Origin of the sequence: Pseudomonas sp. GD04015, assembly GCF_029837675.1 — a bacterium.
Classification (GTDB): Bacteria; Pseudomonadota; Gammaproteobacteria; order Pseudomonadales; family Pseudomonadaceae; genus Aquipseudomonas; species Aquipseudomonas paralcaligenes.
Genome location: NZ_JAOEEE010000029.1, coordinates 22964 through 49448, shown reverse-complemented (window position 1 = coordinate 49448; position 26485 = coordinate 22964). Strand labels below are relative to the sequence as shown.

Genomic DNA, 26485 nt, shown 5'->3' with positions numbered 1-26485 from the left:
GGGCTGATAATTAAATAAACGATTAATTAATGGCAACCGCCGTTCGTCCAATGGCGCTCTGGACGGTTATTGTTAGTTAGCTAATAATTAGCCCTGATTGTTTAGCCGCCCCGGCCGGGGCCGGCTACCTTCTTTCCATATCTCCTTCAGGACGATCCCGTGCGCGATTTCCTCTCGGCCATGTTCGCCCCCGCTCCCGCCGCGCTGCAGTTCGCCTGCAAGACGCTGCTCAGCGGCGGCCTGGCCCTGTGGTGCGCCTTCCGCTTCGATCTGGACCAGCCGCAGTGGGCGCTGATGACCGCGTTCATCGTCGCCCAGCCGCTGGCCGGCATGGTGGTGCAGAAGGGCCTGGCGCGGCTGCTCGGCACCTTCGTCGGCACGGCGCTGTCGGTGCTGTTCATGGCTTTGTTCGCCCAGGCGCCCTGGTTGTTCCTGCTGGTAATGGCGCTGTGGCTGGGCCTGTGCACGGCGGCCTCGACCCTGCTGCGCAGCGCCTGGGCCTATTCCTTCGTGCTGGCCGGCTACACGGTGGCGATCATCTGCCTGCCGATCACCGGCAAGCCGCTGCTGGTGTTCGACGAGGCGGTGGCGCGCTGCACCGAGATCAGCCTCGGCATCCTCTGCTCGATGGCGGTGAGCGCCGTGCTCTGGCCGCAGCGGGTGGAGCGGGTGGTGGTGCAGCAGGCGCGCGCCGCCTGGCAGGGCGGCGCCCAGGCCGCCGCCGCGGCGCTGCAGGGGCGCACGGCGGCGCGCCAGGGCCTGCTGGAGACCCTCGGCCGCATCGTTGCCGTGGATGCCCAGCGCGAGCACGCCTGGTTCGAGGGCAACCGCGGCCGCCAGCGGGCGCGCGGCCTGCGCGCGCTGACCCGCGAACTGCTCGGCCTCCTGCGCCTGGCCCGGGGCGTGGCGCGCCAGTGGCAGCAGCTGGACGAGGCCGACGTCCACGCGCTCACCCCGTTGCTGAACGAGGTCCAGGCGCTGCTCGCCGAACCCGACCAGGCGCGCGAGGAGGCGCTCTCCCAGCGCCTGCTGGAGGCCTCCCACGATCCGGCCCAGCCCCTGGCACGGCAGTACTGCCTCGGGCGCATGGTGGTGCTGGTGCGCCAGCTGTCGCGGGCGCGCATCGCGCTGGCGGCGGTGGAGCAGGGCACGGCGCCGCAGGACGCGCCGCCGCCGCTGTCCTGGCACCGTGACCTGCAGACGGCGGCGGTCTACGGCCTGCGCAGCAGCCTGACCCTGCTGACCCTGTCGGCGTTCTGGCTGGCGACCGGCTGGACCGCCGCCAGCGGCGCGCTGCTGCTGGGGGCGGTGGTGTGCAGCCTGTTCGCCAGCCGCGAGAATGCCGATCTGATCGGCATGGCCTTCCTGCGCGGCATCTTCTACGCGCTGCCGGTGGCGTTCGTGGTGGGCCAGGTGCTGCTGCCCCAGTGGAACGGTTTCCCGCTGCTCTGCCTGGCCCTGGGCGTGCCGCTGTTCTTCGGCCTGCTGGCGATGGCGCGGCCGATGCTGGCGGGCGCCGCCACCTCGTTCTGCCTGCACTTCATCGTGCTCTGCGCGCCGCGCAACGACATGGTCTACGACGTCGCCTTCTTCCTCAACGAGGCGCTGGCGATGCTGATCGGCGTCGGCTGCGCGGTGCTGGCGCTGCGCCTGATCGTGCTGCGCGACCCGGTATGGCACGGCCGCCGCCTGCTACAGGCGACCCTGGACGACCTGGCGCGGCTCTGCTCGCGCACCCTGGCGGGCGCCGAGAACTGGTTCGGCGGACGCATGGCGGACCGCCTGCTGCAACTGGCGCGCTTCTACCCGCAACTGCCCGGCACCCGCCGCAGCCGCTGGGACGACGGCATCGACAGCCTCGACCTGGGCGATGAACTGCTGCACCTGCGCGCCTGCCTGGCGGCCGCGACCGTGGCGCCGCGCCAGGCCGAGCGGCGCTTCTTCGACGCGATGCAGGCGCTGCTGCGCCGCGGCCCCGGCGCGGCGCGGGCGGACGACCTGGACGCCCCGGCCGAGGCCCTGGCGCGGGCTCTGCATGATCAGCCGCCGGCCATCGAGCTGAGGCTGGCCGAGGCCGCGCTGCTGCAGCTCACCCACAGCTGGCGCCAGTGGTGCGCCCGCCAAGGAGAACCCCATGGAGTTGCGTGAATGGGCGCTGGGCGGCGTGCTGCTCAGCCCGATGTTCGCCTACGCGCTGTTGGCGCTGCTGCTGACCGGCGTGCTGCGCCTGGGCCTGCAGCGGGCCGGGCTGGCGCGCTGGATCTGGCACGAGGCGTTGTTCGACTGTGCCCTGTATGTCTGTGTGCTGGCCGGGCTGATGGCCCTGCTGGCGACCTGGTAAGGAGTGAGTGATGCGTGAATTGCCCCGCGTGGTGGTGACATTGCTGGTGGTCGTGCTGGCCCTGCTGGCCGGCTGGTGGCTGTGGAACTTCTACATGCTCTCGCCCTGGACCCGCGACGCCCGGGTGCGCGCCGACGTGGTCACCATCGCCCCGGACGTGTCCGGCTGGGTGGTCGAGCTGAAGGTGCGCGACAACCAGCAGGTCAAGGCCGGCGACCTGCTGATGAGCATCGACCGCGAGCGCTACCAGGCGGCGCTGGACAAGGCCCGGGCGCTGGCCGAGACCCGCCGCCAGCAGCTCAGCCTGCGCCAGCACGAGGCTTCGCGGCGCGCCCACCTGGGGCCGCAGGCGATCAGCGCCGAGTTGCGCGAGAACGCCCAGATCAACGCCGAGATCGCCCGCGCCGAGTTCCAGGAGGCCCAGGCCGAGGTCAAGCTGGCCGAGCTCAACCTCAAGCGCAGCGAGGTGCGCGCGCCGCGCTCGGGCCAGGTCACCAACCTGCACCTGGCCCAGGGCAACTACGTGCAGGCCGGCCAGGCGGTGATGGCCCTGGTGGCGGACGAGTCGTTCTACGTGCAGGCCTATTTCGAGGAGACCAAGCTGCCCGGCATCCATGTCGGCGCAGCGGCTGAGGTGACCCTGATGAGCGGCGGCGAACCGCTGCGCGGCCGGGTGCAGAGCATCAGCCGCGGCATCACCGACCGCAACGCTGCGCCGGACGCCCAGCTGCTGGCCAACGTCGAGCCGACCTTCAACTGGGTGCGCCTGGCCCAGCGCATCCCGGTACGCATCGAGCTGGAGGAAGTGCCGCAGGACCTGCCGCTGAGCGCGGGGATGACGGCGAGCGTGAGGGTGGTGGAGTAGGGCGGGTGAAACCCGCGTCCGGGCCGTAGGGTGCGCCGTGCGCACCGTGTGGCGCGCAATACGGCCTCGGTGCGCGCGGCGCACCCTACGAGAGGGTCAACCGACGGTGACCTTCGGCATTTCCGGCATGCTCAGGGTCTGCTCGGCGCGCGGGGCCAGGACTTCGGCCTCGCCGTCCACCACCTGCTCGTCGTTCTGGTTGAACACCCGGGTGGCCAGGCGCACGCGGCCCTTGGGCAGCTTCTCCAGCACTTCCAGCTGCACGGTCAGGGTGTCGCCGAGCTTCACCGGGCGGGTGAACCTGAGCTGCTGGCCGAGGTAGATGGTGCCCGGGCCGGGCAGGTTGCAGGCGATGGCCGCGCTGATCAGCGCGCCGCTGAACATGCCGTGGGCGATGCGTTCCTTGAACAGGGTTTCGGCGGCGAAGGCGGCGTCCAGGTGGACCGGGTTGTTGTCGCCGGAGACGGCGGCGAACAGCTGCACGTCGCGTTCTTCCACGGTCCTGGTCAGGCTGGCCTGCTGGCCGACTTCGAGCGTGTCGTAGGGGATGTTGGTGACCTGGGTCATACGGGTTCCTCGATGGGGTTGGAGCACTGGCGGCTGCGGGCCAGGGCCCGCTCCAGCCAGTCGCACAGGTGGTCGGTGACCTCGTCGCGGTTGCTCTCGTTGAGCACCTCGTGACGGGCCTCGGGATAGATCTTCAGTTCGACGTCGAGCAGGCCGGCGCTGCGCAGGGCTTCGGCCAGGTCGCCCAGGCGTTTGCCATCGCTGACCGGGTCGCGGTCGCCGCCCACCACCAGCAGCGGCAGGGCGCTGTCGATCTGCGCCAGGTTGCGCACCGGGGTGATCTGCTGGAAGCCGTGCATCAGGTCGCACCACAGCTGGGTGGTGCAGACGAAGCCGCAGAGCGGGTCGCTCACGTACTTGTCGACTTCCTGCGGGTCGCGGCTGAGCCAGTCGAAGCCGGTGCGGTTGGGTTTGAAGGCCTTGTTGAAGGAGCCGAACGAGAGGAAGTCGATCAGCCGGCTGCGACCGCGCGGGCCGAGGCGCCAGCGTTCGACTCGGGCGATCAGCCCGGCCGCCTTGTACAGCCCCAGCGGCTGGTAGTTGGAACCGGACAGGATGGCGCCGTGCAGGCTGCAGCTGTGCTGCATCAGGTAGGCCATGCCGATGTAGCTGCCCATGCTGTGGCCGAGCAGGAAGATCGGCAGCCGCGGATGCTCGCGGCGGATGTGGTGGTTGAGGGTGGAGAGGTCGCCGACCACCTTGTTCCAGCCGTCCTGCTCGGCGTACAGGCCGAGCATGCCGTGCTCCGCGGTGCGGCCGTGGCCGCGCTGGTCGAGGGCGTACACCTCGTAGCCCTGGCGCACCAGATGCTCGGCCAGGCGCGCGTAGCGGGCGGCGTGCTCGGCCATGCCGTGGGCGATCATCAGCACCGCCCGGGGTGGGGCGTCGGCGTGCCAGCGATGGATGTGCAGGGGAGTGCCGTCGCTGGCATCTATCCAGAAGGCTTGCTGGTGCATGGCGGTCCTTGTGCCGGGAATTCGCGGCATTGTGCATCGCTTGCGGAGTGAGGCATAGGGCAGGGCGGCGGGGCGGACGGGGATCGCCGGAAAAGCATGGTAAAGATTCACAGGGTCAATGACGGCCCTCCGAGTATTTGCGCCGGGCCTTACAACTGCTAAGTTCCGGGGCAACCCGGTCGCACCGCTAGGTGGCCGGTCAGCTCATTCAGGTCAAGGGGATAACAACAATGCAACCTGACTTCTGGGACGACAAGCGCCCGGCCGGTGTCTCCAACCAGCTCGATCTGTCGACCTACCGCTCGGTGGTCGAAGTGTTCGAGCGATCCTGCAAGAAGTTCGCGGACCGTCCGGCGTTCAGCAATCTCGGGGTGACGCTGACCTATGCCGATCTGGACCGCCAGTCCGCCGCCTTCGCCGCCTGGCTGCAGAAGAGCACGGACCTCAAGCCCGGCGACCGCATCGCCGTGCAGATGCCCAACATCCTGCAGTACCCGATCGCCGTGTTCGGCGCCATGCGCGCCGGCCTGATCGTGGTCAACACCAACCCGCTGTACACCGTGCGCGAGATGCGCCATCAGTTCAACGACGCCGGCGTGCGCGCCCTGGTGTACCTCAACACCTTCGGCAAGTCGGTGCAGGAAGTGCTGCCCGACACTCAGCTCGAGTACCTGATCGAGGCGCGCCTGGGCGACATGCAGTCGCCGCTCAAGGGCTGGCTGGTCAACGCCGCGGTCAAGCACCTGAAGAAGATGGTGCCGGACTACCACCTGCCCCAGGCGCTGTCTTTCAAGGACGTGCTGCGCAGCGGTCGCGGCCACGCGCTCAAGCCGGTCAAGGTCGGCCTCGACGACATCGCCGTGCTGCAGTACACCGGCGGCACCACCGGCGTGGCCAAGGGCGCGATGCTGACCCACGGCAACCTGGTGGCGAACATGCAGCAGGTGCACAACTGCCTGCAGCAGACCGGTGAAGACGGCCTGCCGCTGATGAAGGAGGGCGGCGAGATCATGATCGCGCCGCTGCCGCTCTACCACATCTATGCCTTCACCGCGAACTGCATGTGCATGATGGTCAGCGGCAACCACAACGTGCTGATCACCAACCCGCGCGACATCCCCGGCTTCGTCAAGGAACTGGGCAAGTGGCGCTTCTCCGCGCTGCTCGGCCTCAACACCCTGTTCGTCGCCCTGATGGACCACCCGGACTTCAAGAACCTCGACTTCTCCAACCTCAAGCTGACCAACTCCGGCGGCACCGCGCTGGTCAAGGCCACCGCCGAGCGCTGGGAGCAGATGACCGGCTGCGCCATCGTCGAGGGCTACGGCCTCACCGAGACCTCGCCGGTGGCCACCACCAACTGCTACGGCGCCCTGGCCCGCCTGGGCACGGTGGGTATCCCGGTGGCCGGCACTTCGCTCAAGGTGATCGACGACGAGGGCCGTGAGCAGCCCCTGGGCGAGCGTGGCGAGCTGTGCATCAAGGGTCCGCAGGTGATGAAGGGCTACTGGCAGCGCGAGGAAGCCACCGCCGAGGTGCTGGACGCCGAGGGCTGGTTCAAGACCGGCGACATCGCGGTGATCGACCCGGACGGCTACGTGCGCATCGTCGACCGCAAGAAGGACATGATCATCGTCTCCGGCTTCAACGTGTACCCGAACGAGATCGAGGACGTGGTCATGGCCCACCCGAAGGTCGCCAGTTGCGCCGCCATCGGCGTGCCGGACGAGCGCTCCGGCGAGGCGGTCAAGCTGTTCGTGGTGCCGCGCGAGGGCGGCGTGACGGTTGACGAGATCAAGTCCTTCTGCCGGGAAAACTTCACCGGCTACAAGGTGCCCAAGCACATCGTGCTGCGTGACTCGCTGCCGATGACCCCGGTGGGCAAGATCCTCCGCCGCGAGCTGCGCGACATCGCCTGAGGCCGCCACACCGCTCCCCGCGAAGCGCCCGCACACGGTGACGTGTGCGGGCGCTTCGTTTTTGTAGGCGGCGAAAGGCCCTGTCCAGGGCGTTTTCCCGGTGCCGCCGGAATGTGACCGCCCTGGCTATTCCAGTCGTTTTCCTGACCGCGCCGGCCGTGTTTGGTGCTAGGCGCACCCTGGCAAAGCTGCTACTCTCGGCACGCTTTGCGCCTGTCACCAGCTCGCGTCAAGGTCAAATCATCACAACAAACAACCGCCATTGCGCGCGGTGCAGACAAGCTGTTGCTCAGGAGTAGGCTTCCATGACCGATAACTTCTGGAAGGACAAGTACCCTGTCGGAATCGCTGCCGAGATCGACACCGACCAGTACCCCAACATCCAGGCCGTACTGAAACAGTCCTGCCAACGCTTTGCCGACAAGCCTGCCTTCAGCAACATGGGCAAGACCCTGACCTACGGCGAGCTGTACGAACTCTCCGGCATCTTCGCCGCCTACCTGCAGAACCACACCGACCTTAAGCCCGGCGACCGCATCGCCGTGCAGATGCCCAACGTGCTGCAGTACCCCATCGTGGTGTTCGGCGCCCTGCGTGCCGGCCTGATCGTGGTCAACACCAACCCGCTGTACACCGCGCGGGAAATGGAACACCAGTTCAACGACTCCGGCGCCAAGGCGCTGGTGTGCCTGGCCAACATGGCCCACCTGGCCCAGGAAGTGCTGCCGAAGACCGGCATCAAGCACGTCATCGTCACCGAGGTCGGCGACATGCTGCCGGCGCTCAAGCGCCTGCTGGTCAACACCGTGGTCAAGCACGTGAAGAAGATGGTGCCGGCGTTCGACCTGCCGCAGGCCGTCAAGCTCACCCAGGCCCTGGCCCTCGGCCGCGGCAAGTCCTTCAGCGAGGCCAGCCCGGCGAGCGACGACGTCGCCGTGCTGCAGTACACCGGCGGCACCACCGGCGTGGCCAAGGGCGCGATGCTGACCCACCGCAACCTGGTGGCCAACATGCTGCAGTCCAAGGCGCTGATGGGCTCCAACCTGCACGAAGGCGCCGAGATCGTCATCTGCCCGCTGCCGCTGTACCACATCTACGCCTTCACCTTCCATTGCATGGCGATGATGCTGACCGGCAACCACAACATCCTCATCACCAACCCGCGCGACCTGCCGGGCACGGTGAAGGAACTGGGCAAGTGGAAGTTCACCGCCTTCGTCGGCCTCAACACCCTGTTCGTGGCCCTGTGCAACAGCGAGGACTTCCGTCGCCTGGACCTGTCCAGCCTGAAGCTGACCCTGTCCGGCGGCATGGCCCTGCAACTGGCCACCGCCGAGCGCTGGAAGGAAGTCACCGGCTGCGCCATCTGCGAAGGCTACGGCATGACCGAGACCAGCCCGGTGGTGTCGGTGAACCCGTACCAGAACATCCAGATCGGCACCATCGGCATCCCGGTGCCGTCGACCCTGTGCAAGGTGATCGACGACGACGGCAACGACCTGCCGCTGGGCGAGCGTGGCGAACTGTGCGTCAAGGGCCCGCAGGTGATGAAGGGCTACTGGCAGCGTCCGGAAGCCACCGACGAGATCCTCACCGCCGACGGCTGGCTGAAGACCGGCGACATCGCGGTGATCCAGGACGACGGCTACATGCGCATCGTCGACCGCAAGAAGGACATGATTCTGGTATCCGGCTTCAACGTCTACCCGAACGAACTGGAAGACGTGCTCGCCACCCTGCCGGGCGTGCTGCAGTGCGCGGCCATCGGCGTGCCGGACGAGAAGTCGGGCGAGGCGATCAAGGTCTTCGTGGTGGTCAAGCCGGGCGAGAGCCTCACCAAGGAGCAGGTGATGGCGCACATGCGCGGCAACCTCACCGGCTACAAGGTGCCGCGCTTCGTCGAGTTCCGCGACACCCTGCCGACCACCAACGTCGGCAAGATCCTGCGCCGCGAACTGCGTGACGAGGAACTGAAGAAGCTCAAGGCCAGCGCCTGATCGGGTCTCGCAGCTGAAAAAGCCCCGCCTCGGCGGGGCTTTTTCGTTTCCGTGCTTCGCTCAGTCGCCCGCCAGCGCCTGGCGCAGGGCGTCGGGGAGGGCGATCGGCTGCCGGCTCTCGGGGCTGATGCACACCTGGGTCATCGAGGCGCGGAAGGTCACCTCGCCCGAGGCCTGGCGACCTTCCACGGCAAAGCTGAACGAGGTGGCGCCGGGCGCTTCGCTGCGCACCTCGATGTCGATCACCTCGTCCCAGGTCATGGGCGAGAGGAACTCGACCGACAGCGCCCGCGCCGGCGGCAGGATGCCCATGGCGAACACCTTGCGCAGGCCCTCGCCGCCGAGCCGGTGGGAGAGGAATTCGTGGATCGCCTCGATGACGAAGTAGGCGATGCGCGGGGTGTAGACGATCCCTGCCGGGTCGCAATCGCCAAACAGAACGGTGCGGGTGGTGATGAAGGGCATGACTGCTCCGTGTCGGGTTGAGTCGTTGAGGGCTGCCGCGATCATAACGGCTGGCGCGTGGTTTCAGGTGCCGGTACCGGGGCTCAGTCGCTGTTCCAGCCAGGCGCAGAACTGGCGGGTGAGCGGGTCGCTCTCGCTGTCTCGGTGCACCAGCCAGGTCCAGCGTGGGCCGCGTACCCGTTGTTCGCTGAGCGGCTGCAGCAGTTGCTGGGCGCAGGCGGTGGCGGCCAGCAGTTCGCTGACCAGGGCGATGCCCAGGCCCTGGCTGGCGGCGTCCAGCAGCAGGCCGGGGTCGGAGAAGTTCAGCCCCTGGCTGTGCTGGCCAATATCGGCGCCGCCCTGTACCTGCCAGTGGGCCCAGTCCATCTCGCGCTCGCCGTGCAGGGTGGTGCGTTCGCCCGCAGGCAGCGCCAGCAGGTTGGGGTGGCAGGCCGGGTAGAGGCGGTCCTCCAGCAGCACGCGGAAGCTGCATTCGGCCTGGGCGGTGAGGTCGTCGCGCACGGCGATGTCGATGGTCTGGGTGGCCATGTCCGGCACCTCGTCGCTGGTGAACAGCCACAGGTCGACGTCCGGATGGCGGCGGTGGAAGTCGCCCAGTTGCGGCACCAGCCAGTGACGGGCGAAGGCCGGCGTGGTGTTGACCACCAGTTGGTTGGGCTTGCGGTACTGCTCCAGGCGGCGGATGCCCACGGCCAGTTGCTGCAGCAGCGCCTGGGTGGTGCTGAGCAGGTCGAAGCCGGCGTCGGTCAGCGCCACGCTGCGACCGTTGCGGAAGAACAGCGGCTGTTCGAGGAAGCCTTCCAGGCTGCGGATCTGCTGGCTGATGGCCGACTGGGTGAGGTGAAGCTCCTCGGCCGCCTTGTGGAAGCTGCCCAGGCGGGCGGCGGCTTCGAAGCCGCGCAGGGCGTTCAGGGGAGGCCAGTGCTTGAGCATGATTGATAAGTCCAGCTAATCAGGATTGCGCAAAATCTATCGTTTGTTGCGCTGTTTTCACAGGCCTAGCATGCAAGCCATCACCGCATTCGCGGTTTTCAGTGATAACAAAGACTTAACTGAAAGGCACTTGTATGCAACAGCACGCAGCAACTCCGAACGCTTGGTTCATGCCCGCCGAATGGGCTCCGCACGCCGCCACCTGGATGGTCTGGCCGCACAATCAGCCGCTGTGGGAGTCTGGTTGGGGCGTGACCCTGGAAGAGGTGCAGGTCGACTTCGCCCGCGTCGCCAACGCCATCGCCCGCTTCGAGCCGGTGAAGATGGTGGTCGACCCGTCGGCGGCGTTTCGCGCTCGCGAACTGTGCGGCAAGGGTGTCGAGCTGATCGAGCTGGCGGTGGACGACAGCTGGTGCCGCGACTCCGGCCCAAGCTTCGTCTGCCACCCGCAGCTGGGTCTGGCCGGCGTCAGCTGGCGCTTCAACGCCTGGGGCGGCAAGTCCGAGCACGGCCTCGACGAGGGCCTGGCGCGGCGCATCCTCAACGGCCTGGGCCTGGAATGCTTCGGTACGCCGCTGAGCAACGAAGGCGGCGCCATCCATGTGGACGGCGAGGGTACGCTGATCACCACCGAGTCGGTGCTGCTCAACCCCAACCGCAACCCGGGCATGAGCAAGGCCGAGATGGAAGAAATCTTCGCCCGCCTGCTGGGCGTGAAGAAGACTATCTGGCTGCCGGGCGATCCGGACTATGTGACTGGCGATATGACCGATGGCCACGTCGATGGCGTGTGCGCCTTCGCCAAGCCCGGCGCGCTGCTGGTGGACGCCACCCATGACCACGGCTCGGTGTACGCCGAGGTGGTGCGCGAGAACCGCCGCGCCCTGGAGCTGGCTACCGACGCCAAGGGCCGCAAGCTGGAGCTGCTGGAGCTGTACGAGGCGACCGACGCGGTGGACACCGAGGCGGAGGTGTTCTGCGCCTCCTACACCAACTTCTACATCTGCAACGGCGCCATCATCATGCCGGCCTACGGCATCGCCGCCGACCAGGTGGCCGCGGACACCCTGCGCATGGCCTTCCCCGGCCGCGAGGTGGTGCCGGTACGCATCAACCAGCTGGCCCACGGCGGTGGCGGGGTGCATTGCATCACCCAGCAGCAGCCGCGCTGGCCGCTGAAGGGGTGAGAGCATGAGCAGACTGACTGTCGCCACCACCCAGTTCGCCTGCAGCTGGGACCTCAAGCAGAACCTCGACCGCGCCGAGCAACTGGTGCGCGACGCCGCCGCCCGCGGCGCGCGACTGATCCTGCTGCAGGAGCTGTTTGCCACGCCGTACTTCTGCATCGAGCAGCACCACAAGCACCTGGCTCTGGCCGAGGAATACGAGCACAGCCCGCTGCTCAAGCGCTTCGCCGCGTTGGCCGGCGAGCTGGGCGTGGTCCTGCCGCTGAGCTGGTTCGAGAAGGCCGGCAACGCCTACTTCAACTCCCTGGCCGTGGCCGATGCCGATGGCCGCCTGCTCGGCGTGTACCGCAAGACGCATATCCCCAACGCCATCGGCTACCAGGAAAAGGAATACTTCAGCCCCGGCGACACCGGCTTCCGCGTCTGGGATACCGCCGTCGGCCGCATCGGTGTCGGCATCTGCTGGGACCAGTGGTTCCCCGAAACCGCGCGCTGCCTGGCCCTGCAGGGCGCCGAGGTACTGCTCTATCCGACCGCCATCGGCTCAGAGCCGGGCGTCGCCACGTCGGGGGCTGCGGCATTCGATTCGCGCGATCACTGGCAACTGACCCAGCGCGGCCACGCCGCCGCCAACATCGTCCCGGTGATCGCCGCCAACCGCGTCGGTCGCGAGGTGGCGACCACCGATCCGGGCCTGCAGATGAGCTTCTACGGCTCGTCCTTCATCACCGACCACAAGGGCAAGCTGCTCGCCGAGGCCGACCGCGACACCAGCGGCGTGCTGGTGCGCGAGCTGGACCTCGCCGCCATGCGCGAGGACCGCATGACCTGGGGCATCTACCGCGACCGCCGCCCGGAGATGTACGGAGCGCTGCTGGGCCTGGATGGCCGCCACCTGCACAGCCACTGGAACCCTCGGGGAGCCTGACCATGAAGACCAAGAGCACGCTGCTGTTCGCCGCCCTGACGCTGTGCTGCGCCCAGGCTTCGGTCGCCGAAGACAAGACCCTGCGCCTGTACAACTGGGCCGACTACTTCGCCGAGGACACCCTCGCCAGCTTCACCAGGGAGACCGGCATCAGGGTGATCTACGACGTCATGGAAGGCAGCGAGACGCTGGAGGCCAAGATGATGTCCGGCCGCAGCGGCTACGACCTGATCTTCCCCGGCGACACCGTGGCCGAGCGGCTGATGCGTGCCGGCGCGTTGCAGAAGCTCGACCCCGAGAAGCTGCAGCACCTGGCCGATATCGAGCCCGGCCTGCGCGGCCTGCAGACCCAGTACCCGTACTCGCGGCACGCCACCGTGCCTTATACCTGGGGCAGCATCGGCATCACCTACAACGCCGAGATGGTCGGCAAGCGCATGAGTGACGCGCCGGTGAACAGCCTGGACCTGCTGTTCAAGCCGGAGAACGCGGCCAAGTTCGCCGACTGCGGCATCTCCATGATCGACTCGCCGGACGAGGTCATGGCCGTGGTGCTCAACTACCTCGGCCGCTCGCCGCGCAGCGCCGAGCCCGATGACCTTAAGGCCGCCACCGAGCTGCTGGTGGCGATCAAGCCGTACATCCGCAAGTTCCAGTCGCAGCCGGTCACCGACCTGGTCAACGGCAACCTGTGCCTGTCGCTCGGCTACAGCGGCGACGTCACCCAGGCCCAGCGCGCCGCCAGCGATGCCGGCAGGCCGGCGGACTTCCGTTTCCACATCCCGCGCGAGGGCACCACGGTGTGGATGGATACCATGGCCATCCCGGTGGACGCCCGGCATCCGGAGTACGCCTACGCCTTCATCAACTTCGTCATGCGCCCGGAGAACATGGCGGCCATCAGCAACTTCACCGGCTACCCGACCTCCAGTGCCAAGGCCCGACCGATGGTCGACGCCGACATGCGCAACAACCCGGACATCTACGTCGATGAGGCCACCTACGCGCGGCTGATTCCCGGCAAGGACATCCCGCAGCGTTCGATGCGCGCGCGCATGCGCGCCTGGACCACCTTCAAGACCACCGCTCACTAGGTCCCACCAGCGCCTGTTGCCGCGTCCAACGGCGCGGCACGGCGAAGCCATGCCCACAACAACAAGAAAGGAGCCTCACCATGTCGTACCCCAAGGCCGCCCTGGCCCTCGCACTGCTCGCCCCCTGGGGGCTGAGCCAGGCCATCGAGCTGAGCGACGACTTCGCCCTGTACCTGGATGCCGGCGTCTACAGCGACTACCGCACCCGCGGCATCTCGCAGACGCAGAACGACCCGGCGCTGCAGGGCTCGGCGACCTTGAGCCACAGCAGCGGCCTGTACGCCGGGGTGTGGAGCTCCAACGTCGACTTCGGCCTGGGCAGCAAGACGCGCCAGGAGATCGACTACTACGCCGGCTACAACTGGCAGATCAGCGACGACATCAGCCTCGACACCGCCTACTTCCAGTACGAATACCCGCGGCAGAGCGCGCTCAACTACGGCGAGTATTTCAGCCAGCTCACCGCCTACGGCGCCAAGCTCGGCGCCTATTACTCGGACAACCTCGGCGGCGACCAGAGCTACCTGTACAGCTACGTCGGCTACGAGACCCTGCTGCCGGCCGAGGTGGCCCTGGACCTGCGCTACGGCAACGTCGACCTCAAGGACCCGCTGCTGCTAGACGGCAGCGGCGATACCCGCAGCAGCTACCGCGAGTGGCAGCTCAAGCTGAGCAAGGAACTGTTCGGCCTGAACTGGTCGGCCAGCTACGTCGACACCGATCTCGGCGACAGCGAATGCGCCAACTACATGGGCTTCGACGACGTGTGCTCGGCGACCCTGGTGCTGGGCGCCAACAAGAATTTTTGAGCCGGCCATGGGCCGCCGGCCCATCCGTCTCGCCAGGGAGCAGCAAGCCATTGATGGCGCAGCACAACCCCCAACGAGAAGAGGGACACACCATGTCTACGCGTCGCGATTTCATGAAACACCTGACGATGGCCGCCAGCATCGGCGCCGTCGCTTCCCTGGGGCTGGGCATCGGCGCGCCGCGGGTGCGCGCGGCCCTGGCCGGCAACTGGTACATGCCTGACGAGCACGCCCCGCAGGAGCGGGTGATCCTCGCCTTCGCCGCCTCCGCGGCGATCTGGGACGACTGGGCCACGCCGGTCAACGACTGCATCGCCCTGCTGGCCAAGACCATCGCCAAGTACCAGCCGGTGACCGTGCTGTGCCGTTCCAATCAGCTGACCCAAGCCAAGCAGAAATGCGGCACCACGAACATCAAGTTCCTCACCATGCCGCTGGATGACGTCTGGGTGCGCGACTACGGCGGCTGCTTCGTGGTCGACGGCCGGGGCGGTCGGGGCCTGGTCGACTTCAACTTCAACGGTTGGGGTGGCAAGCAGCGCGCCAGCAACGATACCCAGGTGGCTGACACCCTGAGCTACGAGCTGGACGCCAGCTACATCGCCAGCCAGCTGGTGGGCGAGGGCGGCGGCATCGAGGTGGACGGCCACGGCACGGCGATCATGACCGAGAGCTGCTGGGTCAACAGCAACCGCAACCCGGGCATGAGCAAGGCGCAGATCGAGGCCGAGCTGAAGGCCAACCTCGGCCTGCGCAAGATCATCTGGCTGCCCGGCATCAAGGGCAAGGACATCACCGACGCCCACGTCGATTTCTACGCGCGCTTCGTCAAGCCGGGCGTGGTCATCGCCAACCTGGACAACGATCCCAAGTCCTACGACTACGCGGTGACCCGCACCCACCTGAACATCCTCAAGGCGGCCACCGACGCCGACGGCCGCAAGCTGGTGGTGCACACCCTGCCGCCGCCCCTGAAGAAGCGCAACAACGTCTACACCCGCAACAACCCGGACTTCGCCCCGGGCTACATCAACTACCTGCCGATCAACGGCGCGGTGATCGCCCCGCAGTTCGGCGACGCGGCGGCGGACAAGTATTGCAAGGACCTGCTGACCCAACTCTATCCGGGGCGGACAGTGGTCCAGGTGAATATCGACCCGATTGCCGGCGGTGGCGGCGGCATCCACTGCGTGACCAAGAACATGCCGAGGTTGTGATCGATCCCCGATTCGCCGAGGCAGCTCCGTACTCCGCTGGCTTATGACCCCTTCTCCACGCGGAGAGACACGGGGTGCGGAGCGTTGTCTACTGGTCGACCCGCCACGGCCTTGTCCCGGCGAGATGGCCGCACATCGACGCGATCCTCCAGGGCTTATACAGTGCGCCCACTGCAATCGTTGAAGATGGAGAGTGCGCTGCATGCAACTTCCGGATCTGAACCTGCTGGTGGCCCTGGACATCCTGCTCGACGAGGGCAGCGTGGTGGGCGCCGCGCGGCGCATGCACCTCAGCGCGCCAGCCATGAGCCGTACCCTGGCGCGTATCCGCGAGGCGGTCGGTGACCCGATCCTGGTGCGCGCCGGTCGCGGCCTGGTACCCACGCCGCGGGCGCTGGAGCTGCGCGAGCAGGTGCGCGGCGTGGTAGAGCAGGCCGCCGGGCTGTTCCGTTCCTCGGAGGTCGACCTGCCGACGTTGCAGCGCCAGTTCAACGTGCGCACCAACGACATCTTCATGGTCTGCTACGGCGGACAGTTGGTCGAGCGCCTACACCAGCAGGCGCCCAACGTGGTGCTGCGCTTCGTGCCGGAGATCGATGGCGACGACGATGCCATGCGCGAGGGGCGCATCGACCTGATCGTCGGCGCCTCCCGCACCCTGACGCCGGAGATCAAGTCCCAGAGCCTGTTCGAGTCGGGGTTCGTCGGCCTGGCGCGGGCCGATCATCCGATCTTCGACGCGCCGATCACCCCCGAGCATTTCGCCCGTTTCGACCAGATCAGCATTTCCCGGCGCGGCCTTGCGCGCGGGCCCATCGACCAGCGCCTGGCCGAGCTGGACCTGACCCGGCGCGTGGTGCTGATCTCGCCGAGCTTCTTCTCCGCCGTGCTGGCGCTGATGGAGTCCGACCTGATCCTGCCGGTGCCCGATCTCGTCGCCACCACCTGCCAGCGCCTCGGGCTGCCGCTGCGCCGTTTCGAGATTCCGCTGCCGCTGCAGCGGGTGCCGGTGCGCCAGTCCTGGCACCCGCGTTTCGATAACGATGTCGGTCACCGTTGGCTGCGTGGCCTGATCAAGCAGTGCTGCGAAGAGGGCTTGCGCGGCTAGTTGAAATTCGTGCGTTTCATGCATGTATTCATTTTGAAGATTGCAATTTTCGGCATTGCCGGCGACCCATAGACTTCGCCCACTCCCATCGTTCGGGCTCGTCGCATGTCGCCGTTCGTTTCTTCCTTCGCCAGGGCTCGTGCCCTATGAGCGCCGCGCTCGCCGCCCAGGGCATGCCGGCTGCGGCGCCCGTGGCCGCGCCGCCGGTCGTGGCGTTCGGTCCGCGCATCGTCATCGGCCTGCTGGGCGTGCTGCTGGCGGTGCTGGTGACGGGCTTCAACGAGAACGTCACCAAGGTCGCCCTGGCCGACATTCGCGGGGCCATGGGCATCGGTCACGACGAAGGCAGCTGGCTGATCGCCCTGTACGCCGCGCCCTCGGTTTGCGCCATGGCCTTCGCCCCGTGGTTCTCGGTGACCCTGTCGCTGCGCCGTTTCACCCTCGGTGCCATCGCCGCCTTCATGGTGCTCGGCCTGCTCAGCCCGTTCGCCCCCAACGAGCGCGCCCTGATGCTGCTGCGCATGCTCCAGGGCCTGGCCGGCGGCGCGCTGCCGCCGATGCTGATGACCGTGGCGCTGCGCTTCCTGCCCGCCAACATCAAGCTCTACGGCCTGGCCAGCTACGCGCTGACCGCCACCTTCGGCCCCAGCCTGGGTACGCCGCTGGCGGCGTTCTGGGTCGAGCACGTCGGCTGGCAATGGGCGTTCTGGCAGATCATCCCCAGCGGCCTGCTGGCCATGGCGGCCGTCGCCTGGGGCCTGCCGCAGGACCCGCTGCGCCTGGAGCGCTTCGCCCAGTTCGACTGGCTGGGGCTGCTGCTCGGCTTCCCGGCGATCGGCATGCTGGTGGTCGGGCTGGTCCAGGGCGAGCGCCTGGACTGGTTCGCCTCGCCGCTGATCCGCGTGCTGCTCGGCGGTGGCAGCGCGCTGCTGGTGCTGTTCCTGATCAACGAATGGCGCCATCCGCTGCCGTTCTTCAAGCTGCAGCTGCTCAAGCTGCGCAACCTCAGCTTCGCCCTGTTCGCCCTCGGCGGCGTGCTGTTCGTGCTGCTGGCGTCGAGCCTGATCCCGTCCGGCTACCTGGCCCAGGTGCAGGGCTACCGGCCGCTGCAGACCTCGCCGGTGCTGCTGGTGGTGGCCCTGCCGCAACTGCTGGCCCTGCCGCTGGTGGCGGCGCTGTGCAACCTGCGCCGGGTCGACTGCCGCTGGGTGCTGGCGACCGGTTTGGCGCTGCTGGCGCTGTCCTGCGTGCTGGGCTCGCGGATCACCTCGGCCTGGATTCGCGACGACTTCTACCTGGTGCAGGCGCTGCAGATCTTCGGCCAGCCGATGGCGGTACTGCCGCTGCTGATGCTGTCGACCGGCAGCATCGTGCCGGCGCAGGGGCCCTTCGCCTCGGCCTGGTTCAACTCGGTCAAGGGCTTCGCCGCGATCCTCGCCGGCGCCGTGCTGGATGCGCTGACCACCGCGCGCCTGCATTTCCACTCGACCCGCCTGGTCGACCGCCTCGGCAATTCGCCGCTGATCGAGGACAGCAGCCGCCTGGCCGCGCGCCTGCACCAGCAGGCCCTGGTGCTGACCTCGTCGGACCTCTACCTGTGCACGGCGCTGCTGGCCGTCGTGCTGATTCTGATCATTCCCTTCGTGCCGACGCGCATCTACCCGCCGCGCGCCGCGACCTGAGCCGGAGACCGTCATGAGCGATTCCACTATCCGTCCCTCCAATCCCGTTCTGCTCCCGGGCCTGGCGCTGCTCGCCGGCCTGGCGGCCTGGAGCGTCTGGTACTTCCTGCTGGCCGACCGTTACGAGCAGAGCACCAACGATGCCTTCGTCAGCGCCGACTACACCCTGGTGGCGCCGAAGGTGTCGGGCTTCATCGACGAGGTGCTGGTGCAGGACAACCAGCGGGTCCGCGCCGGCGAGGTGCTGGCGCGCATCGACGACCGTGATTACCGCGCGGCGCTGGACGGCGCCCGGGCCCAGGTGGCCAGCGCCAAGGCCGAGCTGGCCAACGCCCAGGCCACCCTGGATCGCCAGCAGGCGCTGATCGACCAGGCCCAGGCGACCCTGCAGGCGGACCAGGCGCAGGTGCTGTTCGCCGAGCGCGAACGCGAGCGCTACGAACGCCTGGTCGGGCGTGGCGCCGGCACCGTGCAGAACTCGCAGCAGGCGCAGAGTCGTTATGACCGCGCGCGGGCCAAGCAGCGGGAGAACCGTGCCGGCCTGCTGGCCACGCAGAAGCAGACCGCTATCCTCGCCGCCCGGCGCGACGCCGCGGAAGCCGCGCTGCAGAGCGCCCAGGCCAATCTGGAAAGGGCGCAGCTGGACCTCTCGCACACCCGCCTGCGGGCCCCGGTGGACGGCATGGTCGGGCGTCGAGCGGTCAGGGTCGGCGCCTATGTGAAGCCCGGCGACGTGCTGCTGGCCGTGGTGCCGCTGGAGCAGGCCTACGTGGTCGCCAACTTCCAGGAGACCCAGCTCGACCGCATGCGCCCCGGGCAAGCGGTCGGCATCCGCGTCGACAGCTTTCCCGACGAGGTCCTGCGCGGCCATGTGCAGAGCCTGGCGCCGGCCACCGGCGTGACCTTCGCCGCGGTCGCGCCCGACAACGCCACCGGCAACTTCACCAAGGTGGTGCAGCGGATTCCGGTGAAGATCGTGCTCGATGCCGGCCAGCCGCTGATCGGCCACCTGCGGGTCGGCATGTCGGTGGACGTGCGGGTCGACACCGCAGCCAAGGTCGAAGGGCTGACCTGCAACGACGACGGCTGCCAGGCGCAGGAACCGCTGGCCGGGAGCGGCGCCGGGCAGGCGCCGGACGCCACCTAGGGCGCTGTGCCTGGCTGATCCCCAAGAGGAAAGGCTAGGTCCCCGTTGTGTGTTGCAGGCGCTACCGCTGCCCTGCGAAAACGGCCTGCCTGCCATATCAATAGGATGGGTTAGGCCACAGGCCGTAATCCACCAGAGCAATCGATTGCGGCACCGCCGGTGGGGTACGCCGGCAAGCGGCTGACCCACCCTACGCGTTGCGTGGCCAAGCCCCCTTTATCTGAGCGCTGCAGCTGCCTGTTCCTGGATTCCCGCCTGCGCGGGAATGACGGTTCCGGAAGAAATTCCCCTCTACCTCGTCATCCCCGCGCAGGCGGGGACCCAGAATGAGCCCGGACGCTACAACACGTCAGCCAAGAAAAAGGCTATCTCCCTGTGCTGGTGGCGCAATTCTGCTCTTGTGGGAGCGGCTGGGCGGCATTCCGATTGGCCGCGAATTTCGCGGCTGAAGCCGCTCCCACAAGGTGGGGCAACAACTAGTGAGGACATAGCCAAGAAAAAGCCCCGCATGAGCGGGGCCTTTTCGTTTCAGCGGGCGGTCACAGCTTCAGGCGCCGTATCGCCTTGCCCAGGTCGTCGGCCAGGCCCACCAGCTCGGCGCTGGTGCTGGCCGAGGCGAGGGTCTGCTGCACGGTCTGCTCGGTGACGTCGCGGATGCCCACCACCGAGCGGGTCATTTCCTCGGCCACTTGGCTCTGCTGCTCGGCGGCCACGGCGATCTGGGTGTTGCTCTCGCGCATCAGCGCCACCGCCCGGGCGATGTGGCCCAGGGCCTCGCCAGCGGCACCGGCCTCCTGCACGCACTGGTCGGCCTTGATCGAGCTTTCCTGCATGAATTCCACGGCGTCGCGGCTGGCAGCCTGCAGGGCGCCGATCATGCGGGTGATCTCGTCGGTGGAGTCCTGCACCCGCTTGGCCAGGTTGCGCACCTCGTCGGCCACCACGGCGAAGCCGCGGCCCATCTCGCCGGCGCGGGCCGCCTCGATGGCCGCGTTGAGCGCCAGCAGGTTGGTTTGTTCGGCGATGCCGTGGATGGTCTCGACCATGCCGCCGATGGTGCGGCTGTCGTCGGCCAGCTTCTGGATCATCTCGGCGGTCTGCTGCACGCCCTGGGACAGCGCGGCGATGGCGTGGCTGGCGCGGCCGACCACCTGCTGGCCGACGCCGCTGAGACGGTCCGCCTCGGTGGACTGGTCGCGGGTATCGGCGGCGTGCTGGGCGATGTGGTGGACGGTGGTGGACATCTCGTTGATCGCGGTGGCGGCCTGGTCGGTCTCGCTCTGCTGGCCGAGCATGCCGCCGCGCACCTGCTCCATGCTCGCGGCCAGGCGGCGCGCGCCCTCGTCGAGGCTGGCGGCGGCCTGGGCGACGGTGCCGACCACGCGCTGGTAGCCGGCCTGCATGGCGTTGAAGGCGCCGGCCATCTGGCCCACCTCGTCGCGGCTGTCCAGGCTGGCGCGGGCGGACAGGTCGCCGCTGCGCTCGACGTGCAGCATCACGTCCTTGAGGTGGTTGAGGTGGCTGAGGATGAAGCGGATCAGCAGCTGCGAGGCGCCCAGCAGGAGCAGCATCAGCACGAACACGCAGACCGCGTAGGCCCCGGCGCGCGCCTCGAACACCTGCCACAGGCTCGGCGCGCGGACGGTCACCGCCGCCCTCTGGCCGTCGGCGACGTCCTGCAGCCAGGCGCCGACCACCGGCCGGTCGCCCCACAGGCCGTCGTGCTCCACCTCCACCCAGCCGCGCTCGCTGCCACTCACGCCGGGCAGGGCGGGCTTGGCGCCGCTGGCGAACAGCAGCGTACCGGCGTCGTTCGGCAGCGGGCTGCCGGCCGGCCAGGCGGCCAGCAGGGCGGCCCTGGCCTGCGCGGCCTCGCGCGCGGCGTCGATGCGGCCCGACTGCTCCTGCTGCATGGCGAACAGCACCAGCATCAGGGTGGTGACGAACGCCACCAGGTTGACGGCCCAGAACTTGTATTTGAGGGAGAGGTTGAGGATCCAGTTTTTCATAGGTCGCTCTATCTGCACGCAAGCCGACTGGCATTTGGCCATATTCTGCCCAGTCGCGGGAATGGGACTTTGACCACGGTCAACGGCCACCATCTCTCCTGAACGGTATGACCTCTCGTCGCCAATGCCAAGTGCCAGCATTGCGACAGCGGTCGATTCGCATACCCTGCGGCGGTCGTGCACGGGCCCGTAACCCGCGCCGTTGCGCTTTCCGGGGGACCTCCATGCGTATTTCCATGCGTCGAATCCTCCTGGCCTGGATGCTGGGAGTGGCCGTCGTCGGCCAGGCCGTGGCCGGCGATCCGCCGACCGCGCAACCCGTGATCGGCTCGGCCCTGCCGGGCCAGCCGATCAGCGTGCTGTTCGTGGGCAACAGCTACACCTTCTATAACGACCTGCCGCAGATGGTCCGGCGGATGTCCGTCGAGGCCGCCCAGCCGCGCCCGCTGCAGGTGCGCGACGTGACCTTCGGCGGCGCCAGCCTGCAGGCCCACTGGCAACGCGGCGAGGTGCAGCAGGTCATCGCCGGCCAGCACTGGGACTACGTGGTGATCCAGGACTTCAGCACCATGCCGGTGGATGACCCCGACCTGACCCGCGAATACGTGCGCCGGGTGGCCGCCTCCGCGCGCGAGGCCGGCGCCCAGCCGATTCTCTACCTGACCTGGGCGCGCCAGGCCAGGCCGGCCATGCAGGACCAGCTCGACAGCGTCTACACCGAGCTGGCCAACGAGACCCATGCCCTGCTGGCGCCGGTCGGCCAGGCCTGGAAGCGCGCGCTGGCGGTGTCGCCGCAGCCGCACTTGTTCATCGAGGACGGCAGCCACCCGAGCTACGCCGGCAGCTACCTGGCCGCCTCGGTGTTCTATTCGCTGATCTACGGCGCGCAGCCACCGGTGCCCTCGGCCGAGCAGCTGGCGCGGCTCGATCGGGCCAACCCGGGCGACCTGCAGGGCTACGCCTGGGCGTCGATCCAGGCCCAGGACCTGGCCCTGCGCAGCGTGCCGCAGGCGCTGCGCAGCCTGCCGGTGACCGCCACGCGCTGACCATACGGTGCGCACGGCGCACCTTGCGGGCGTCTTATTCGGTGGCGGAATCTGCGACAATCGCGCCTTTGCCACGATTGCCTGCGCCGCCTGATGACCGACATCGCCTCCCTGCACAAGAATATCGATCACGCCCTGATCGCCGACCGCCATCGCCTGCGCCGCCAGCTCCACGAGCTGCAGAAGCATTCGGGCACGCCTTCGTGGGATGAGGCCAAGCAGGCGCAGTGGCTGGAACGCTTCCAGGCGTCCGTGGCCAAGGTCGAGGCGCGCAAGCGCAGCATCCCGACCATCCGCTACGACGACGCCCTGCCCATCGCCGCCAAGCGCGACGAGATCAAGGCCGCGCTGGAGAAGCATCAGGTGCTGGTGATCGCCGGCGAGACTGGCTCGGGCAAGACCACCCAGCTGCCGAAAATCTGCCTGGAGATCGGCCGCGGCACCCACGGCCTGATCGGCCACACCCAGCCACGCCGCCTAGCCGCGCGCAGCGTCGCCACCCGGGTGGCCGAGGAGATCGGCACGCCATTGGGCGAGCTGGTCGGCTACCAGGTGCGCTTCGAGGACCAGTCCAACGAGCGCAGCCTGATCAAGCTGATGACCGACGGCATCCTGCTGGCCGAGACCCAGCACGACCGCTTCCTGGAAAAGTACGACACGATCATCGTCGACGAGGCCCACGAACGCAGCCTCAACATCGACTTCTTGCTCGGCTACCTGAAGACCCTGCTGCCGCGCCGCCCCGACCTCAAGCTGATCATCACCTCGGCGACCATCGACCTGGAGCGTTTCTCCAAGCACTTTAGCGACGCGCCGATCATCGAGGTCTCCGGGCGCACCTACCCGGTGGAGACCTGGTACCGCCCGCTGGCCGCCGAGGTGGACGAGGAGGGGGAGAGCCTGCTCGACGACCTCACCGTCGACCAGGGCATCCTCGCCGCGCTGGACGAGATCGCCGCGCACGAGAAGGCCGAGGGCAAGCGCCCCGGCGACGTTCTGGTGTTCCTCCCCGGCGAGCGCGAGATTCGCGAGGCCGCCGAGGTGTTGCGCAAGGCCAACCTGCGTTTCACCGAGGTGCTGCCGCTGTACGCGCGGCTGACCCCGGCCGAGCAGCAGAAGATCTTCGCGCCCATGAGCGGACGCAAGATCGTGCTGGCCACCAACGTCGCCGAGACCTCGCTGACCGTGCCGGGCATCCGCTACGTGATCGACTCCGGCACTGCGCGCATCAGCCGCTACAGCTACCGCGCCAAGGTCCAGCGCCTGCCCATCGAGGCCGTGTCCCAGGCCAGCGCCAACCAGCGCAAGGGCCGTTGTGGCCGGGTCGAGCCGGGCATCTGCATCCGCCTGTACAGCGAGGAGGATTTCCTAGGCCGTCCCGAATTCACCGACCCGGAGATCCTGCGTACCAACCTGGCGGCGGTGATCCTGCAGATGCTCCACCTGCGCCTGGGCAGCATCGAGGACTTCCCCTTCATCGAGCCGCCGGACGGCAAGGCCATCAGCGACGGCTTCACCCTGTTGCAGGAGCTGTCGGCGGTCAACCGCGAGAGCCAGCTCACGCCCATCGGCCGCCAGCTGGCACGCCTGCCCATCGACCCGCGCCTGGGACGCATGGTGCTGGAGGCGGCCAAGCTCGGCAGCCTGGATGAGATTCTGATCGTCGCCTCGGCGCTGTCCGTGCAGGACCCGCGCGAACGGCCGATGGAGCGCCAGCAGGCCGCCGACCAGGCCCACGCCCAGTGGAAGGACGTGGACTCCGACTTCGCCGCGCTGATCAACCTGTGGCGCGGCTTCGAGGAAAAGCGCCAGGAGCTGGGCAGCAACCCGCTACGCAACTGGTGCAAGAAGAACTTCCTCAACTATTTGCGCTTGCGCGAATGGAGGGACGCCCACCGCCAGCTGGTGCTGATCGCCCGCGAGCTGCAGCTGCAAACGTCGGGTGGGAGCGGCCTTGGCCGCGATCAGTCGTCTGCGGATTCGCGTCGCGGCCAAGGCCGCTCCCACAAGGGGGCGGCGCCGACCAGGGACACCAAGGTCAACGTCATCGTCCGCGAGCAGGCCGAGGCCGGCGAAGCGGCCCAGCGCGCCAAGAGCTACGCCGCCGTGCACAAGGCGATCCTCAGCGGCCTGCTCAGCCAGATCGGCCAAAAGACCGAGGACGGCGACTACCTGGGCGCGCGCCAGCGGCGTTTCTGGATTCACCCGTCCAGCGTGATCGGCCGCAAGAAGCCGACCTGGGTGATGACCGCCGAACTGGTGGAAACCACCAAGCTGTTCGCCCGCATGGTGGCGAAGATCGAGCCGGACTGGATCGAGCCGCTGGCCGGCCACCTGATCAAGAAGAACCACTTCGAGCCGCACTGGGAGAAGCGTCGCGGCCAGGTGGTGGCCTTCGAGCAGGTCACCCTGTACGGGCTGATCGTGGTCGGCCGCCGGCCGGTGCACTTCGGTCCGGTCGATCCGGTGGCCTCGCGCGAGCTGTTCATCCGCGAGGGCCTGGTGCGCGGCGAGATCAACAGCCGCGCCCGCTGCCTGACCGCCAACCGCGAGCTGCTGGAGCGCCTCGACGAACTGGAGGCCAAGGCCCGCCGCCGCGACATCCTGGCCGACGAGGAAACCCTGTACGCCTTCTACGAGGCGCGCGTCCCGGCGGAGATTCACCAGGCCGCCACCTTCGAGAGTTGGTACAAGGCCGAGAGCGCGAAGAACCCGCAGTTGCTGATCATGCGCGAGGAAGACGTGCTGGCCCGCGACGCCAAGGAAGTCACCGCCGCCCAGTACCCGGACATCCTCCAGCTCGGCGAGCTGCAACTGCCGCTGACCTATCACTTCGAGCCGAATCATCCGCGCGACGGCGTGACCCTGCGCGTGCCGGCGCCGCTGCTGCCGCAGCTGCCGGCCGAGCGTCTGGAGTGGCTGGTGCCGGGGCTGATCGAGGCCAAGGCGGTGGCCCTGGTGCGCAACCTGCCCAAGGCCATCCGCAAGAACTTCGTGCCGGTGCCGGATTTCGTCGGCGCGGCTCTGGCCAAGATCGTCTTCGGCGAGGGCAGCCTGCCCGAATCCCTTGGCCGCGAGCTGACCCGCATGACCGGCGCCCGCGTCTCCGACGAGGCCTGGGAAGAGGCCGCCGGGCAGCTCGATGGCCACCTGAAGATGAACCTGGAAGTGGTCGACGCCCGCGGCAAGTTCCTCGGCGAGGGCCGCGACTTGGCCGAGCTGACAGCGCGCTTCGCCGAGGCCAGCCAGGCCGCCCTGGCCATCCCGCAGCAGAAACAGGAGCAGAAACCGGTGGAGGCCAGGGCCTTCGCCCAGGTCGCCGAGAAGACCCAGCAGAAGATCGCCGGCCTCTCCATGACCGTGTTCCCGGCGCTGGTGGAGGAGGGCGGCGTGGTCAAGGAAGGGCGCTTCCCGACCCAGGCCGAGGCCGACTTCCAGCACCGTCGCGCCCTGCAGAAGCTGCTGCTGCAACAACTGGCCGAACCGGCCAAGTACCTGCGCGGCAAGCTGCCGGGCCTCACCGAACTGGGCCTGCTGTACCGCGAAATGGGCCGCCCCGAGGCGCTGGTCGAGGACATCCTGCTGGCCAGCCTCGATGCCTGCGTGCTCGACGGCGAGGCGGCCCTGCCGCGCGACGGTGCGGCGCTCGCCGCCCTGGCCGAGAAGAAGCGCGGCGACTGGACCGGCCACGCCGAGCGCATCGCCAAGCTCACCCTAGATATCCTCAAGCTCGCCCACGGCCTGCAGAAGCGCTTCAAGGGCAAGATCGACCTGGCCCAGGCCATGGCGCTGAATGACATCAAGCAGCAGCTCGCCAACCTGGTGTATCCCGGCTTCGTCCGCGAGACGCCGGGCGAGTGGCTGAAGGAAGTCCCGCGCTACCTCAAGGCCATCGAGCAGCGCCTGGACAAGGTTGGCGCCCAGGTGCAGCGCGACCGGGTGTGGACCGGCGAACTCACTGCCGCCTGGGAGCAGTACCAGGCCCGCGCCGCCAAGCACGCCCAGGAGGGCAAGCGCGACCCGGAGCTGACCCTGTACCGCTGGATGCTGGAGGAATACCGCGTCTCCCTGTTCGCCCAGCAACTGGGCACGAAAATGGCAGTGTCCGACAAGCGCCTGGCCAAACAGTGGAGCCAGGCCGAGGCCTGATGGCATTCTGCATTCATGTCGGCGCGGATCAGGCCGACACAGATGAGCCATCCGGAGAAGATGGCG

Annotated in this window: 20 protein-coding genes; 15 read left to right on the top strand and 5 right to left on the bottom strand. The window is 68.1% G+C overall.

Going from position 1 to position 26485, the window contains the following annotated elements:
• Positions 1-159 precede the first annotated feature (159 nt).
• Genes N7640_RS19880 through N7640_RS19870 form a run of 3 tightly spaced genes read left to right on the top strand, consistent with a single transcriptional unit; the run spans position 160 to position 3206 of the window.
• Positions 160-2148, top strand: coding sequence for an FUSC family protein (locus N7640_RS19880; protein ID WP_279903610.1), 1989 nt, complete (start codon positions 160-162; stop codon positions 2146-2148).
• Positions 2135-2341: a DUF1656 domain-containing protein gene (locus tag N7640_RS19875; RefSeq protein WP_220815077.1), complete on the top strand. Its 207-nt coding sequence runs from the start codon at positions 2135-2137 to the stop codon at positions 2339-2341. Before N7640_RS19880 ends, N7640_RS19875 begins: the two co-directional genes overlap by 14 nt.
• A gap of 10 nt (positions 2342-2351) precedes the next feature.
• On the top strand, positions 2352-3206 hold the full coding sequence (locus N7640_RS19870; protein ID WP_279903611.1) for an HlyD family secretion protein: 855 nt from the start codon (positions 2352-2354) through the stop codon (positions 3204-3206).
• A 96-nt stretch (positions 3207-3302) separates the two neighbouring features.
• Here N7640_RS19870 and N7640_RS19865 read toward each other — a convergent pair whose 3' ends face one another.
• Together N7640_RS19865 and N7640_RS19860 are read right to left on the bottom strand one after the other, a co-directional pair.
• On the bottom strand, positions 3303-3773 hold the full coding sequence (locus N7640_RS19865; protein ID WP_279903612.1) for a MaoC family dehydratase: 471 nt from the start codon (positions 3771-3773) through the stop codon (positions 3303-3305).
• On the bottom strand, positions 3770-4729 hold the full coding sequence (locus N7640_RS19860) for an alpha/beta hydrolase (protein ID WP_279903613.1): 960 nt from the start codon (positions 4727-4729) through the stop codon (positions 3770-3772). The genes N7640_RS19865 and N7640_RS19860 overlap by 4 nt, the downstream gene beginning before the upstream one ends.
• A gap of 230 nt (positions 4730-4959) precedes the next feature.
• On the opposite strand from N7640_RS19860, the gene fadD2 reads away from it, so the two are divergent.
• Together fadD2 and fadD1 are read left to right on the top strand one after the other, a co-directional pair.
• On the top strand, positions 4960-6648 hold the full coding sequence (gene fadD2, locus N7640_RS19855) for a long-chain-fatty-acid--CoA ligase FadD2 (protein WP_279903614.1): 1689 nt from the start codon (positions 4960-4962) through the stop codon (positions 6646-6648).
• A 305-nt stretch (positions 6649-6953) separates the two neighbouring features.
• Positions 6954-8645, top strand: coding sequence for a long-chain-fatty-acid--CoA ligase FadD1 (gene fadD1, locus N7640_RS19850; protein ID WP_220815072.1), 1692 nt, complete (start codon positions 6954-6956; stop codon positions 8643-8645).
• 60 nt (positions 8646-8705) lie between these two features.
• On the opposite strand, the gene N7640_RS19845 is transcribed toward fadD1, so the two are convergent.
• Together N7640_RS19845 and N7640_RS19840 are read right to left on the bottom strand one after the other, a co-directional pair.
• Positions 8706-9110, bottom strand: coding sequence for a thioesterase family protein (locus N7640_RS19845; protein ID WP_279903615.1), 405 nt, complete (start codon positions 9108-9110; stop codon positions 8706-8708).
• Between the two features lie 63 nt (positions 9111-9173).
• Complete coding sequence (locus N7640_RS19840) at positions 9174-10043, bottom strand: LysR substrate-binding domain-containing protein (RefSeq protein WP_279903617.1); 870 nt, start codon at positions 10041-10043, stop codon at positions 9174-9176.
• Between the two features lie 134 nt (positions 10044-10177).
• Here N7640_RS19840 and N7640_RS19835 point away from each other — a divergent pair, with 134 nt between their 5' ends.
• The 8 genes from N7640_RS19835 (at position 10178) to N7640_RS19800 (ending at position 19215) form a co-directional block, all read left to right on the top strand.
• Positions 10178-11230, top strand: a complete 1053-nt coding sequence (locus N7640_RS19835) for an agmatine deiminase family protein (protein WP_279903618.1) — start codon at positions 10178-10180, stop codon at positions 11228-11230.
• Positions 11231-11234: 4 nt separating this feature from the next.
• Complete coding sequence (gene aguB, locus N7640_RS19830; RefSeq protein WP_279903619.1) at positions 11235-12158, top strand: N-carbamoylputrescine amidase; 924 nt, start codon at positions 11235-11237, stop codon at positions 12156-12158.
• A gap of 2 nt (positions 12159-12160) precedes the next feature.
• The gene (locus N7640_RS19825; protein WP_279903620.1) at positions 12161-13252 is read left to right on the top strand and encodes an extracellular solute-binding protein; all 1092 of its coding nucleotides are present in this window, start codon (positions 12161-12163) and stop codon (positions 13250-13252) included.
• Positions 13253-13332: 80 nt separating this feature from the next.
• Positions 13333-14061 carry a TorF family putative porin gene (locus tag N7640_RS19820; RefSeq protein WP_279903622.1) on the top strand — a complete coding sequence of 243 codons (729 nt, stop codon included), beginning with the start codon at positions 13333-13335 and terminating at the stop codon, positions 14059-14061.
• A 92-nt stretch (positions 14062-14153) separates the two neighbouring features.
• Complete coding sequence (locus N7640_RS19815; RefSeq protein ID WP_279903623.1) at positions 14154-15278, top strand: agmatine deiminase family protein; 1125 nt, start codon at positions 14154-14156, stop codon at positions 15276-15278.
• 202 nt (positions 15279-15480) lie between these two features.
• Entirely contained in the window at positions 15481-16386 is a 906-nt protein-coding gene (locus N7640_RS19810) for a LysR family transcriptional regulator (protein WP_279906226.1), read from the top strand.
• Positions 16387-16559: 173 nt separating this feature from the next.
• Positions 16560-18068: an MFS transporter gene (locus N7640_RS19805; RefSeq protein WP_279906048.1), complete on the top strand. Its 1509-nt coding sequence runs from the start codon at positions 16560-16562 to the stop codon at positions 18066-18068.
• A gap of 13 nt (positions 18069-18081) precedes the next feature.
• Complete coding sequence (locus N7640_RS19800) at positions 18082-19215, top strand: HlyD family secretion protein (RefSeq protein ID WP_279906044.1); 1134 nt, start codon at positions 18082-18084, stop codon at positions 19213-19215.
• 539 nt (positions 19216-19754) lie between these two features.
• Here the strand turns inward: N7640_RS19800 and N7640_RS19795 are convergent.
• On the bottom strand, positions 19755-21224 hold the full coding sequence (locus N7640_RS19795; protein WP_279906045.1) for a methyl-accepting chemotaxis protein: 1470 nt from the start codon (positions 21222-21224) through the stop codon (positions 19755-19757).
• Positions 21225-21460: 236 nt separating this feature from the next.
• Here N7640_RS19795 and N7640_RS19790 point away from each other — a divergent pair, with 236 nt between their 5' ends.
• On the top strand, positions 21461-22270 hold the full coding sequence (locus tag N7640_RS19790) for an SGNH/GDSL hydrolase family protein (protein ID WP_279906046.1): 810 nt from the start codon (positions 21461-21463) through the stop codon (positions 22268-22270).
• Between the two features lie 93 nt (positions 22271-22363).
• The gene (gene hrpA / locus N7640_RS19785; RefSeq protein ID WP_279906224.1) at positions 22364-26419 is read left to right on the top strand and encodes an ATP-dependent RNA helicase HrpA; all 4056 of its coding nucleotides are present in this window, start codon (positions 22364-22366) and stop codon (positions 26417-26419) included.
• Positions 26420-26485 lie beyond the last annotated feature (66 nt).